This is a genomic window from Micromonospora sp. PLK6-60 (assembly GCF_019890675.1).
Taxonomy (GTDB): domain Bacteria; phylum Actinomycetota; class Actinomycetes; order Mycobacteriales; family Micromonosporaceae; genus Micromonospora.
Window position 1 is genome coordinate 370,257 of sequence record NZ_JAIOAA010000004.1, and the last position, 12,892, is coordinate 383,148.

A 12,892-nucleotide genomic window follows, 5' to 3' on the forward strand; every position below is an offset into this window, starting at 1 on the left:
GTCCGGCTCCGACCATCCTCTGTGGAGGCCCGTTCCGATGACCAGCAGTGCCGTCCGATCCGCCCCGCCGTCCGAGGGTCCCGACGTGCTCCGGGAGATCCCGATGCCGCCGTACGTGACCGGCGAGGACGTCCAGTTCGCCGTCCGCGCGGTGGTGGTGCACGCGCCACGGCGCTGGTCGGGTGGCACGGTGTGTCGCAACGACGCCAGCCCGTACCCGTGCCGGCTGCACCGGTGGGGCCGGCGGGTGCTGACCCTGCGCGGCCTGCCGCCGGCGGAGATCGACGCGCTGGTGGCGCAGGGCGACCCGGCGGCGCCGGTGGCGTCCGGTCCCACCCGGCCGGTGGCCTGACCCGACCCGCCGGTGCCCCGTCCCCCGGCCCGGGGCACCGGCGGTCGCTCAGCAGGCGATCGGCTTCACCCACGAGCACTCCAGGCCCTCCGGCACGCGGGGGGCCTCCGGCGCGACCGGGACCGCCACCCGCGCGGTGGTCGGGCCGCCCGTCCGGTACGACGCCAACGCGATCGCGATCTGGTCCTCCAGGCTCTTGACCGACGACGCCAGGTAGCTGTTCAGCACGATCGAGAACGCCAGCAGGTGACCCGCGCCGTCGGTGGCATACCCGGAGAGGCCGGAGACCCCGGTCAGGCTGCCGGTCTTGGCGTGCACGTTGTTGGCGGCGGCGGTGCCCCGCATCCGGCTGCGCAGCGTGCCGCCGACGAACCGCTCGGCGTTGCCGGCGACGGGCAGCGCCGCGTACCAGGTGTCGAACCAGGGCTCGTCCCGGACCGCGGTGAGCAGCGAGACGAACTCGGCCGGCGGGATCAGGTTGCGTCGGGACAGCCCCGACCCGTCGCGCTGGCGCAGCGTGCCGGTGTCCATGCCGGCGTCGGCGACGTACTCGCTGATCGCGGCGAGCCCGGTGGACCAGGCGCCCCGGCCGGAGATGATCCGCCCGATCTCCTTGGTCAGCACCTCGGCGTGCCCGTTGTTGGACAGCTTCAGGAACGGCGTCATCAGCTCGCCGAGGGGCATCGAGTCGTGCTCGGCCACCGGGGCCGCCTGGGCCGGGGTGGCCCGGCCGAGGACCGTCGGGCCGAGCACCCGGACGCCGTGCCGGCGCAGCGCGGCCCGGAAGACGTCGGCCGCGTATCCGGTCGGTTCCCACACGGTCATCCACTCGTCCACCGGGTCGTCGCCGAGCGCGATCCGGCCGGTCACCACGACGGTGTTGCCGCCGTGCTCCCGCTCGAAGGAGAGCTCGGTGCCGCCCTCGGTCACCGTCTCGGCCCGGTTGTCGATCTTCACCCAGTTGTTGGCCGGGGTCATGGTCACCGTCGGCCGGTCACCGGCGGCGCCGCCGGGCGCGGCGTGCATGATCACGGTGCCCGCGTCGTAGTCGGTGTCCGGCGCGACGGTCAGCGCGGAGACCTGTGCCGCGTAGTAGTAGGACTCGTCGTCCCAGGTCCAGTCCGGCCCGAGCCGGGTGTCGTCGTAGCGGGTGTCGTCGGCGACCAGTTTGCCGGTGACCATCCGGACGCCCGCGGCGGCGACCTGGGCGGCGAGCGCGTCGTAGTCGGCGGCGAGCATCGTGGGATCCCCGCCGCCGCGCAGGTAGAGGTCGCCGGAGAGCACCCCGGCCCGGCGGTTGCCGGTGCTGCGTACGTCGGTGGTGAAGCGGTGGCCGGTGCCGAGCAGTTCCAGCGCGGCGGCGGAGGTGAGCAGCTTGGTGTTGGAGGCGGGCACCAGCCGGCGGTCGCCGTTGCGGTCGTAGAGCGTCTCCCCGGTGGCGGTGTCGACCACCACCACCCCGGCCTGCGCCCCGTCCAGCCGGGGGTCGGCGAGGACCGCGTCGATGGCGGCGTGCAACCGGAGCTGTGCCGGGTCGGGCGCCTCGGCGGTGGCGGGTGCGCCGGCGCCGGCGGTGGCGACGAGCAGCGCGGTCAGCGCCAGCCCGCGGGTGAAGAGACGTCGTTGCATCTGTCGATGTTCGCACGGAGTTTTCTGTCAGTGAAGCCTCTGCGATGAAGATTTGTTACCACGTTCAGGCGGTACGCGGAGCCGGGCCGGCCGGTTCCTCCGGCTCGGCCCGGTAGCGCGGGTTCCGCCGGATGATCAGCGGTGCCACCAGCGCGGCCAGCGCCCCACCCAGCAACGGGAAGGCGATGAAGACCCAGAGTTGGCGCAGCGCCGTCCCGCCCTGGAACACGGCCGGGCCGAACGACCGGGCCGGGTTGACCGAGGTGCCGTCCAGGGTCACCCCCACCAGGTGCGCGGCGGCCAGCGCCAGCCCGATGGCCAGACCGGCGAAGCCGGCGTGCTCCGCCCGGCTGGTCACCACCAGCACCACCAGGACGAACAGGAACGTCAGTATCGTCTCCAGCACGGCGGCGCCGCCCCGGTTGATGTGCACGCCGTAGCCGTTGCTGCCCAGCGCCCCGGTCTGGTCCACCACGTCACCCCATCGGGTGAGCCCCCAGATCACGAAGCTGGCGACGGTGGCGCCGGCGAACTGGGCGATCCAGTACGCGACCGCGCCGATCAGGGAGATCTTGCCGGAGAGCAGCACCCCGAGCGTCACCGCGGGATTGACGTGGCTGCCGGAGAGCGGGCCGATCGTGTAGACCAGCGCCAGCATGACGAAGCCGAACGCGAGCGCGACCACCACCACGCCGCCCTGCACCCGGGCGAAGACCGCGCTGCCGACGCCGAAGAAGACGAGCAGCAGGGTGCCCAGGAACTCGGCGGCGTACCGGCGGGCAGCGTCCATGACCTGAGCATATGGATGGATCCGACATTTGCGGGCCAAATCCCCAGGGTGTCGCCCGGCTGTCGAGTCACCCGGCTCTATTTGACGGATGGCTGGTCAGGGGGCACCGTGGGGGGTGAGGGACGGCCCCGGCCGGCCCCGACCCCGCCCGCGGCGGCCGTTCTGGCCCCGCGCTCCCGGCCCGACGCACGGGCCGTCTCCGGCCCCGTCGAACGGCCGTGATCCGACACCCACGAGGAGTCCTCAGCATGCTCACCATGACCGACAACGCCGTGCTCGTGATCCGCGACCTCGCCGCACAGCAGGACGTCGCCCAGTCCGGTGGGCTGCGCATCGCCGCCGACACCGAGGCCGGCTCGCTCACCATCGAGCTGGTGCCCGAGCCGGCGCAGGGCGACCAGGTGGTGGACAACCAGGGCGCCCGGATCTTCCTCGACTCCGACGCGGCCGAGCTGCTCGGCGAGACCTCGGTCGACGCGATGGTCGACGACGAGGGGGTCGTCCAGTTCGGGTTCAGCGAGCAGGAGTGATCCGCCGGGCGGGCCGCCCGCGCTCGGTGTCGCGGCCCGTCCGCCACGGGCCCGGCCCGCCCTCCGGTGCCGGGTCCGCGAGCGCGCGCAGCACGTACGCCAGGTGGTGCGAGGTGCTCCACGCGATCCAGTTCGCGGCGGAACTCGCGCCGGCCCCCCGGCGCGCCCGGCGCAGCAGCTCGTGGTCGCCCCAGGAGAACGCCGCCCCGGCGGCCGGCCAGTGCGGCGCGGCGACCAGCTCCCGGCACAGGTCCGCGAAGCGCTCGTCGCCCCGCCCGCCCCGGCGCGACCAGCGGTAGACCCACCACTCGGCGTCGCCGGTGTACGCCACCGTGGGCAGCCGGTCACCCGCCGGCGCCGAGCCCGGCGCCGCGCAGCCGACCCCGTAGTCGCCGTACCCGACGCCCAGCTCGGCGAGCCGTTGCCAGAGCAGCCAGTCCCAGCGCGGCAGCCGTACCGGCTCGTCGGTGGGCAGTCGGGCCAGGGACGGCGGCAACCCGCCCGCCGCCAGCGTCACCGAGCGCCAGGCGTGCCGGCGGGCCCAGTCCAGCAGCCGGCGGGCCCGCGGCTCGGCCTGCCGCACGTCCGCCGGGCAGCACACGTCCCCGGCGTCGATCAGCAGGTCGCACTGCTCGGGCACCAGGCCGGTGAACCGCCAGACCCGCTCCACCGCGGCGGTCGTGGCGTCCGGGCCGGCGCGGTCCTGGCCGGTGCGCAACCTGACCACCGCCCGCCGGGCGTACGCCCGCGCGGCCAGCCCGTGCGCCAGCATCCGGCGGTCGGCGTCCGCCAGCCCGATCACCGGGACCAGCGGTACGCCCAGCCGGACCACCTCGGCGGCGGTCTCCTCCGGCAGGGCGGAGACGTCGACCGCCGGCAGCAGGCCCTCGGGCAGCCGGCGCAGACCGTCCACAACGGAGCCGTCCATGGTCGACAGCACCAGGATCGGGGCGAGCAGCGGGAGCGCGGCCGGGTCGAGGTGACCGAGCGCCTCCAGCTCGCCCCGCCGGCCCGGGAGAACGGGCCGGTAGACCGGGTCCGCAGCGAGGCGCCCACCACCAGGTGGTCGTACCGCCCGGCCCACGTAGGCGGGCACCATACCTCAATGTAGCCAGACGGGAGCGTTCCGCACAGGCCCTTTCGGGCCGGGAACCCTTGCCCTGGAAGGCGGCCGGCGGGCAGACGAGCGCACGGCGCCGCCGGACCCGAGTCCCAACGTCGCCGCGCTCGGCCGTCTCCCACCACCGCAGCCCGACGGCGAGTACGTCGGCGGGGACCTGGCACCGACCGGTGCGCGCCCGCACCGGTCGTAGCACTCGATCCCCCGATCCGGCGCGACCAAACCTGGGAACCGTGGCGAATTCCACCATCTGCCAGTCCCGGCGTGAGCCGCCCCCGCACCGGGTATGAGCGCGGCATGGAGCATTACACGATCGCAACCGTCGCGGAGAAGAGCCCGGACTTCCGGCGCGTGCTCTGGACCGGCGGACACAGCCAGTTGGTGATCATGACCATCCCGCCGGGTGGCGAGATCGGCGAGGAGGTCCACGAGGGCATCGACCAGATCCTCACCTTCGTCAGCGGGACCGGCGAGGCCCGGGTGGCCGGCGAGAAGAAGGAGGTCGTCGCGGGCGACCTGGTGGTCGTGCCGGCCGGCACGAAGCACAACTTCGTCAACACCGGGCCGAACCCGCTGGTGCTCTACACCGTGTACGGGCCGCCGGAGCACGCCGACCAGGTGGTCCACCGGACCAAGGAGGAGGCCGACGCGGCCGAGGCCGCCGGCGAGGACGAGCCGCCGACCTCCTGACCCGGAGCTGCCCCGTCCCGCTCCCGGAAGCATCCCGGCGCGTGGGACGGGTACCCGGCGCTCGTGGAGCAGCCGGCCATCTCCGACTACGGGTTCCTCTCCGACTGCCGCTCCGGCGCGCTGGTCGGCCGGGACGGCTCGATCGACTGGTGGTGCCCGGACCGGTTCGACAGCCCGTCGGTGTTCGGCCGGATCCTCGACCCGGACGCCGGCCACTGGCGGCTCGCCCCGCTCGCCGCCGGCCGGGTGGAGCGGTCGTACCACCCGGACACGCTGGTGCTGCGCACAGTGCACCACACCCCGGAGGGCAGCGTCGCGGTCACCGACGCGCTCGCCGCCGAGGTCGGCGCCCGGGGGCACCAGCTGGGCATGAACTCACCCGCGGTGCTGCTGCGGGTGGTCGAGGGGCTCAGCGGCCGGGTCCGGATGCGGCTGGACTTCACCCCACGGCCGGAGTACGGCCTGCTCACGCCGTACCTGCACGAGCAGGACGGCGGCGGGGTGCTGGCCACCGCCGGCCCGGTCACGCTGGTCCTGCGCGGCGGCGGGCTGCGGCTACGCGCCGACCGCGACGGGGTCCGGCACGGCTTCGAGGTCGGCGCCGGCGAGACGGTCGGCTTCGACCTGGCGTACGCCCCGGCGTACGGCCCGCCGCCGGCCCGGCTGGACCCGGTCTTCACCCTCGCCGAGACGGTACGGGCCTGGGAGGCGTACCGGGAGACGCACACCTACGACGGGCGGTACCCCGAACCGGTCCGGTTCAGCGCCACCGTGCTCACCGGCCTGACGTACACCCGCAGTGGCGCGGTCGCGGCCGCGCTGACCACGTCGTTGCCGGAGCAGGTCGGCGGCGACCGCAACTACGACTACCGCTACTCGTGGTTGCGCGACTTCTCGCTGACCATGCGCGCGTTCTGGGTGGCCGCCTGCCCCGACGAGACGACCCGGCTGTTCGCCTGGGCCGCCCGGTCCATCGGCCGGATCGGCGACCGGCCGGTGCCGGTGCTGTTCGGCCTGGAGGGGGAGCGGGACATCGCCGAGCACGAGCAGGACCAGCTGCGCGGCTGGGCCGGCAGCCGGCCGGTCCGGGTCGGCAACGACGCCTGGCGGCAACGCCAGCTCGACGTGCCCGGGGAGATGCTGCACGCGGTCTGGCGGCTGCGCGACTACCTCGGCGAGCCCTTCGACGAGCAACTGCGGGAGATGGTGGTCGGGCTGGCCGAGGAGGTCGCCGCGAACTGGCGGCGGCCCGACCGGGGCATGTGGGAGACCCGGGACGCCGAACGGCACTACCTGTCGTCCAAGGTGCTCTGCTGGGCGGCCCTGGAGAAGGCGGTCACCCTGGCGCCCCGGTTGGGTGAGCGGGCCGACCCGCGCCGGTGGGCGGCCATCCGGGACGAGATCCGGAGCACCGTGCTGCGGGAGGGCTGGAACGACCGGATCGGCGCGTACACCGGGGCGTTCGGCTCCGCCGAGCTGGACGCCTCGGCCCTGTTGCTGCCGGTGCTGGACTTCCTCGACGCCCGGGACCCGCGGATGCGCTCCACCATCGAGGCCGTCGAGCGCGAGCTGGGCACCGACGACGGCCTGGTACGCCGCTGGGCCACCGACCCGGCCGGGTTCGTGCTCTGCTCGTTCTGGCTGGTGGAGTGCCTGGTGCTGGCCGGGGAGCGGGAGCGCGCCCGGGTGCTGTTCGAGAAGGTGCTCGGGCACGCCAACGACGTCGGGCTCTTCGCCGAGCAGATCGACCTGACCACCGGCGCGCAGCTCGGCAACACCCCGCAGGCACTGTCGCACATCGGGCTGATCAACGCCGCCTGGCGGCTCACCGACCCGGACTGGACCTGAGGTGTTAACAGGGGGCCCCTGCTATACAAAATGCGTTAACAAGGGCACCTTCCTTACACCACGGGCACGGTGGAGACGTCGATGGTTTCGGGGTATTTCAGGCCGGCGCCGGTGTTGAGCACCACCACCCGCTCGTCCGCCCGGATCCAGCCGCCGGCCCGCAGGTGCCGGGCGGCGGTCAGGCAGGCCGCCCCCTCCGGGCAGAGCAGCAACCCCTCCACGGCGGCGAAGTCGCGCAGGTCGGCCAGGATCTCCGCGTCGTCGACCGCGACCGCGGTGCCCGAGCTGTCCCGCAACGCGGCCAGGATCAGCTCGTCGCCCAGCGGCGCCGGCACGGTGATGCCGAACGCGACGGTGTACGCGTCGGCCCACGGCCGGGCCCGGTCCTCGCCGGCGGCGAAGGCGCGCACGATCGGGGCGCAGCCGGTGGACTGCACCGCCACCAGCCGCGGCAACCGGTCCTCCACCCAGCCCAGCTCGCGCAGCTCGTGCAGGGCCTTGTGGATGCCGATCAGCCCCACCCCGCCGCCGGTCGGATAGATGATCACGTCGGGCACCTGCCAGCCGAGCTGCTCGACGATCTCGTACCCCATCGTCTTCTTGCCCTCCAGCCGGTACGGCTCGCGCAGCGTGCCGGCGTCGAACACCCCACCGGCGGCGACCAGCTCGGCCACGTGCCGGCCGGCGTCGCCGATCAGGCCGTCGACCAGCCGCAGGTCCGCCCCGGCGGCCAGGCACTCCCGCCGGCAGATGGTCGGCGCGGACAGCGGCATGGCGATGGTCGCGCCCAGCCCGGCCCGGGCCGCGTAGGTGGCCCACGCCGCGCCCGCGTTGCCGTTGGTCGGCATGGCGATCCGCTCGACGCCCAGCTCCCGGGCCCGGCTCACGCCGACCGCCGCGCCCCGGGCCTTGAACGAGCCGGTCGGGGTGAGCCCCTCGTCCTTGACGATCAGGTCCGGGATGCCGATCCGGGCGCCGTACGCCGGGGTGCGCAGCAGCGGCGTCCAGCCCTCGCCAAGCGTGGTGACGTGCCGGGGATCGGCCACCGGCAGCAGCTCCCGGTACCGCCACAGGTCCGCCGGCCGCAGGGTGAACCGCTCCGGGGTGACCGCCGCGGCCACGGCGGCCAGGTCGTAGCGGGCCAGCAGCGGCGCGCCGCACTCGCAGAGGTTCTGCGGCTGGTCCGCCGGGTGGCCCCGGCCGCAGCGCGAGCATTCCAGGTGGGTCAGGTACACGTCGCGCTCCTCGCAGGTCTCAGCTCGCGTCGATGCTGCGCCACTGCCGGCTGCGCCGGCCCGGCTCGTAGACCGAGTCGAGGCGTTTCGCCACCACCCCGGGCAGGCCCTGCTCCCGGCCGGCCCGCAGGGCGTCGGCGCCGGCGCCGGGAAACCACGGCGGAGTCTGCCAGTGCGGCCCGGCCAGCGCCAGGCCGTCGAGCAGCTCACGGCGCTGCGCGTACGGCAGGTCGACGCTGCCCGCCCCCTCCAGCCAGAGCAGGTCGAACAGCAGGAACTGCCCGTCGCGCCGGGTGGGCTCCCGCACCCGGCCGGCGCCGTCGACGCGGACCAGCACGCCGTCCAGCACCGCCTCGGTCGGCGCCAGCTCCTCGGCCAGGCCGCGCAGCCACGGGTACCCCCCGGTGATCTCCTGGTCCGCCTCGTCGAGCAGCCGCAGCCGCCCGCCGGAGACGTACGCCACCGCCCGCACGCCGTCCCAGCGCAGCTCGTACCCCCAGTCGGCGTCGTCGCCGGGCAGCCGGCGGGCCGGCGTGGGGTGCATCGGGCGGACCAGCTCCGGCATGCTCGTCCAGCCGGGCGGCGGCGGGTCGGTGCGGCGGATCATCCAGTCCCGGCCGCCGGTGCCGAACAGCACGTACCGGCCCTGCGTGCGCCGGCCGTCGAGGACCACGATCACCTCGTCGTCGCGCCACTTCTCCGTCCGGTACGTGCCGGTGTCGTGGACGGTCATCTTCCCGCCGCCGTACTCGCCGGCCGGGATCTCCCCGTGGAAGGTGAGGTACTCCATCGGGTGGTCCTCGGTGTGCACGGCCAGGTGGTTGCGCCCGGGGTCCCGGGGCAGCCCACGCGGCACCGCCCAGGAGACCAGCACCCCGTCGCGTTCCAGCCGCAGGTCCCAGTGCAGGCTGCGGGCGTGGTGCTGCTGGATGACGAACCGGTCCCGGCCCCGGCCGCGCCGGGCGGGGCCGCGCTCCGGCACCGGCTCGGGGGTACGCCGGGCGTCCCGTCGCCGCCGGTACTCCTCCAGCCGGTCCGCCATTCTGTGCATTCTGCGGCAGAACGGGGCGCTCGGCACGGCACGCCGCCCGGTTCCCGCCCGGCCGGGCGCGGCGTGCCGCCGGCATGGCCGGCCGGATCACGGGTAGAACAGCCGCCATGACCACCGTTGACCAGCCCACCGCCCTGCTGCCCGGCGACGTACGGATGCCGCTGCTCGGTTTCGGCACCTGGCAGGCCACCGGCCAGGCCGGGTACGACGCCGTGCTGGCCGCGCTGGACGCCGGCTACCGGCACATCGACACCGCCACCATGTACGGCAACGAGAAAGAGGTGGGCCGGGCGATCAAGGAGAGCGGGCTGCGCCGCGAGGACGTCTTCATCACCACCAAGCTGCCCCCGGACCGGGTCGGCCGGGAACGGGAGACGATCGAGGCGAGCCTGCGCGCGCTGGACACCGACCACGTGGACCTGTGGCTGATCCACTGGCCGCCGTCGTCGCCGGCGGACAACATCCCGGTCTGGCGGGAGCTGCTCGCCGCCCGGGAGGAGAACCTGACCCGGGCGGTCGGGGTGAGCAACTACTCGATCGCGCAGATCGACGAGCTGATCCAGGCGACCGAGGAGAACCCGGCGGTCAACCAGATCCGCTGGAGCCCCGCGTTGTACGACCGGCAGGTGCACGCCGCGCACCGGGACCGGGGGGTCGTGTTGGAGGGCTACAGCCCGTTCAAGACCAGCGACCTGGCCGACCCGGTGCTGAGCCGGATCGCCGGCGCGCACGGCGTCTCCCCGGCGCAGGTGGTGCTGCGCTGGCACATCGACCACGAGATCGTGGTGATCCCGAAGTCGGTCACCCCGGACCGGATCCGGGCCAACGCCGACGTCTTCGGCTTCTCGCTCACCGCCGAGGAGATGCGCGACATCGACGCCCTCGGCGGCTGAGGTGCAAGGAGGGGCCCCCGCTTAACGCATTCGGTATAGGCGGGGGCCCCGCTTAACACATCTGCGTCAAGCGGGGCCCCGGCGATCATTCGGACGGGTCAGGCCCGGGCGCAGGTGGTGCCGTTCAGGCTGAAGCTGCTCGGCGCGGAGTACGAGCCGCTGAGCGTCGCCTGGTAGCCGAAGTTGGTCGAGGCGCCGGGCGCCAGCGTGCCGTTGTAGCCGGCGTTGCGCGCGGTCACCGCCGACCCGCTCTGCGTCACGGTGGCGTTCCACGAGTTGGTGATGGTCTGCCCGCCGGGCAGGTTGTAGTTCAGCGTCCAGCCGTTGATGGTGCCGGAGCCGGTGTTGGTGATCGTCACCTCGGCGGTGAAGCCGTTGTTCCACACGTTGGTCGAGGTGTACTTCACCGAGCAGGACGAGCTGCCGCTCGGCGGCGGGGTGGTGGGGTTCGGCGGGGGAGTGGTGGTCGGCGGCGGGTTGGTGCCGCCGGTGTTGACGCTCTGCGAGAACGAGTTCACCGCGAGGCCGACGCCGCCCTGCCACGGCTCGAAGCCGGCCTGGATGCTGGTCAGGTACCAGTCGTTGGTGATCGCGCCACGGTTGCGGGTGTCGTTGATGAACGCCATCGCGTCGAAGCTCAGGCTCGGGATCGGCGACGACGCGACGTACGAGATCACGTTGTTCGAGCCGTTGCTGCCCCGCCAGACCTCCCAGGTGCGGCCGGCCACGCTGGCGCTGCCGACCGGGGAGCCGATCGGCTGGATGGAGCCCTGCCGGTTCAGCCAGATCATGATCTCCATCTGGTTCACCCCGTCCCGCTTGGGCGAGGGGTCGAGCCAGATGTCGTACGAGGCGTTGTAGGTGGCGCCGCTGACGTAGTTGTAGCTGATGCTGCCCGGCGCGCTGCTGATGTTCTTGACCTGGACCGGCAGGTTGGTGCCGGGCGAGCAGTTGGTGTAGTGGCACCCGAAGAAGATCGACGGGTACGACACCGGTGCGCCGTTGGTCGGCGCGACGCCGTCCTGGCGGGTGATGGAGAAGCCGGTCGAGGTGACGTTGATGCACTGCTGGGCGCTGGTGCCCCAGCGGTTGTTCTGCACCACGTACCGGTTGCCGATGACGGTCGAGCCGTACTGTTCGCAGATCTGGGTGTCGGCCGAGGCGTTGCCGCCGAGGGCGACGGCGACGATCGTGCCGGCGGCCAGCAGGCCGGCGGCGGCGATGGCCCGGAGGGGACGTCTCATGATGCTCCTTGGCTACGGCGTGGGCGCGCCGAACGGGTCGGGGGATACGGCCGGGAGCGCTCCCAGGTTCAACCGACACATTTACATGCCTGAAACCGTTGCGCAACCGCGCCGGGTCCGGCCCGGCGCGGAACGGCTGGTGGCGGGCGGCCGATCGACGGCCCGGCCTGCGCTGACCTCCCCGGCGGGCGGCGGGGCGGCGCGCCGGGCGGGCCGATCGGCCCTGGCGTGCCGGCGGTCGCTCCGAGTAGTGTCTTGCCTCCGACGCGTTCCGAATCCCCTCCGGAGGCGTGCAACCCCATGCGTGGTTCCCCCCTGCGCATCCTCGTCGTCGGCGCGGGCCTCGCCGGCCTCGCCGTGGCCCGAGCCCTGCGGCTGGCGGGCCTGCGGCCCGACGTCACCGAGAAGCTGCCCCCGTCCGAGCGACCCGATTTCGGCCTCTACCTGCCCGGCAACGCCGAACGGGCGCTGCGCCGGCTCGACCTCGACGGCCCGGTACGCCGGCTCGGCCAGGTGATCCACCGCCAGCGCTTCCTCGACGCCACTGGCGCCCCGCTCTGCGAGGTCGACCTCGACGGGTTCTGGGGCGGGGTGGGGGAGTGCCGCGCCCTGCCCCACCGCGACCTGTACCGGGTGCTGCTGACCGGCGCCGGCGGCGCCGTCCGGCATGGCGCCGAGGTCAGCGCCGTGGAACCGCTGCCGGGACGCGTCGGGGTGACCTTCACCGACGGCACCGCCGCCGAGTACGACCTGGTCGTCGGCGCCGACGGGCCGCGCTCGTCGGTCCGCGCGCTGGCCGCCCTGGGCGGCCCGCCCCGCCCCGCCGGGCAGGTGGTCTACCGCAGCGTCGTGCGGGACGGGCCGGCGGTCGCGGACTGGACCGCCCTGCTCGGGCAGCGCGCCGGCTTCCTGGTGGTGCCGATCGGCGCGGGGCGGCTGCACTGCTATGCCGACGAGGCCGGCGGCACGCTGCCCGCCGACCCGAAGGCCCGGCTGCGGGAGGTCTTCAGCGGGTACGGCGGGCCGGTGCCCGAGGTGCTCGACGCCCTGGACGAGGTGCACGTCGAGCTCTCCGACGAGGTCGAACTGGGCCGCTGGTCGCGGGGGCGGGTGCTGCTGGTGGGGGACGCCGCGCACGCCACCGCGCCCGCGCTGTCGCAGGGTGCCGCGATGGCCCTGGAGGACGCCGTGGTCCTGGCCGAGTCGCTGGCCGCCGCCGGCAGCGTCGAGGCCGCGCTGCTGGCGTACGAGAGTCGCCGCCGGCCGCGTACCCGGTGGGTGCGGGACCGGACCCGGGACCGCAACCGGACCCGGGACGTCCCGCCGGCGCTGCGCGATCCGTTGCTGCGCGGGCGCGGCGGGCGGATCTTCCAGGAGCACTACCGACTCCTGGTCGGCCCGCTCTGAGCGCGTACGGCGCGCCGCGATCCTCCCACGCGACCCCGTTCAGCACTGCCACCTGCCGGGGACTATCCTCCTTGCGGATGACGGCTGCGCAGATGATCAGCGC

General features: G+C 74.0%; 12 protein-coding genes. 6 read left to right on the plus strand and 6 right to left on the minus strand.

The window, feature by feature from the left end; all coding sequences use genetic code 11:
- The first annotated feature begins 37 nt into the window (after positions 1 to 37).
- Positions 38 to 352, plus strand: coding sequence for a hypothetical protein (locus tag K7640_RS11130; protein WP_222954675.1), 315 nt, complete (start codon positions 38 to 40; stop codon positions 350 to 352).
- Between the two features lie 48 nt (positions 353 to 400).
- Here the strand turns inward: K7640_RS11130 and dacB are convergent, their stop codons facing one another.
- Positions 401 to 1,981 carry a D-alanyl-D-alanine carboxypeptidase/D-alanyl-D-alanine-endopeptidase gene (dacB, locus tag K7640_RS11135; RefSeq protein ID WP_222954676.1) on the minus strand — a complete coding sequence of 527 codons (1,581 nt, stop codon included), beginning with the start codon at positions 1,979 to 1,981 and terminating at the stop codon, positions 401 to 403.
- A gap of 64 nt (positions 1,982 to 2,045) precedes the next feature.
- Positions 2,046 to 2,771, minus strand: coding sequence for an MIP/aquaporin family protein (locus K7640_RS11140; protein WP_222954677.1), 726 nt, complete (start codon positions 2,769 to 2,771; stop codon positions 2,046 to 2,048).
- A gap of 248 nt (positions 2,772 to 3,019) precedes the next feature.
- Between K7640_RS11140 and K7640_RS11145 the strand changes: the two genes are divergently transcribed.
- Positions 3,020 to 3,301, plus strand: a complete 282-nt coding sequence (locus tag K7640_RS11145) for an iron-sulfur cluster biosynthesis family protein (RefSeq protein WP_222954678.1) — start codon at positions 3,020 to 3,022, stop codon at positions 3,299 to 3,301.
- Here the strand turns inward: K7640_RS11145 and K7640_RS11150 are convergent.
- A complete protein-coding gene (locus K7640_RS11150; protein WP_222954679.1) occupies positions 3,285 to 4,400 on the minus strand; it encodes a beta family protein in 1,116 nt (371 codons plus the stop codon). The two genes, K7640_RS11145 and K7640_RS11150, sit on opposite strands and share 17 nt — an antisense overlap.
- A 318-nt stretch (positions 4,401 to 4,718) precedes the next feature.
- On the opposite strand from K7640_RS11150, the gene K7640_RS11155 reads away from it, so the two are divergent.
- Positions 4,719 to 5,111 (plus strand): cupin domain-containing protein, encoded by a 393-nt coding sequence (locus tag K7640_RS11155; RefSeq protein WP_222954680.1) that lies wholly within the window; start codon positions 4,719 to 4,721, stop codon positions 5,109 to 5,111.
- Between the two features lie 63 nt (positions 5,112 to 5,174).
- Entirely contained in the window at positions 5,175 to 6,959 is a 1,785-nt protein-coding gene (locus tag K7640_RS11160) for a glycoside hydrolase family 15 protein (protein WP_222954681.1), read from the plus strand.
- A gap of 53 nt (positions 6,960 to 7,012) precedes the next feature.
- Here the strand turns inward: K7640_RS11160 and K7640_RS11165 are convergent, their stop codons facing one another.
- A complete protein-coding gene (locus tag K7640_RS11165; protein ID WP_222954682.1) occupies positions 7,013 to 8,194 on the minus strand; it encodes a threonine synthase in 1,182 nt (393 codons plus the stop codon).
- Between the two features lie 19 nt (positions 8,195 to 8,213).
- Positions 8,214 to 9,236 (minus strand): DNA polymerase ligase N-terminal domain-containing protein, encoded by a 1,023-nt coding sequence (locus tag K7640_RS11170; protein ID WP_222954683.1) that lies wholly within the window; start codon positions 9,234 to 9,236, stop codon positions 8,214 to 8,216.
- 116 nt (positions 9,237 to 9,352) lie between these two features.
- On the opposite strand from K7640_RS11170, the gene K7640_RS11175 reads away from it, so the two are divergent.
- Complete coding sequence (locus K7640_RS11175; protein ID WP_222954684.1) at positions 9,353 to 10,138, plus strand: aldo/keto reductase; 786 nt, start codon at positions 9,353 to 9,355, stop codon at positions 10,136 to 10,138.
- A gap of 98 nt (positions 10,139 to 10,236) precedes the next feature.
- Here the strand turns inward: K7640_RS11175 and K7640_RS11180 are convergent, their stop codons facing one another.
- Positions 10,237 to 11,382, minus strand: a complete 1,146-nt coding sequence (locus K7640_RS11180; RefSeq protein ID WP_222954685.1) for a cellulose binding domain-containing protein — start codon at positions 11,380 to 11,382, stop codon at positions 10,237 to 10,239.
- A gap of 300 nt (positions 11,383 to 11,682) precedes the next feature.
- Here K7640_RS11180 and K7640_RS11185 point away from each other — a divergent pair, with 300 nt between their 5' ends.
- The gene (locus K7640_RS11185) at positions 11,683 to 12,789 is read left to right on the plus strand and encodes an FAD-dependent monooxygenase (RefSeq protein WP_222954686.1); all 1,107 of its coding nucleotides are present in this window, start codon (positions 11,683 to 11,685) and stop codon (positions 12,787 to 12,789) included.
- The last annotated feature ends 103 nt before the right edge of the window (positions 12,790 to 12,892 follow it).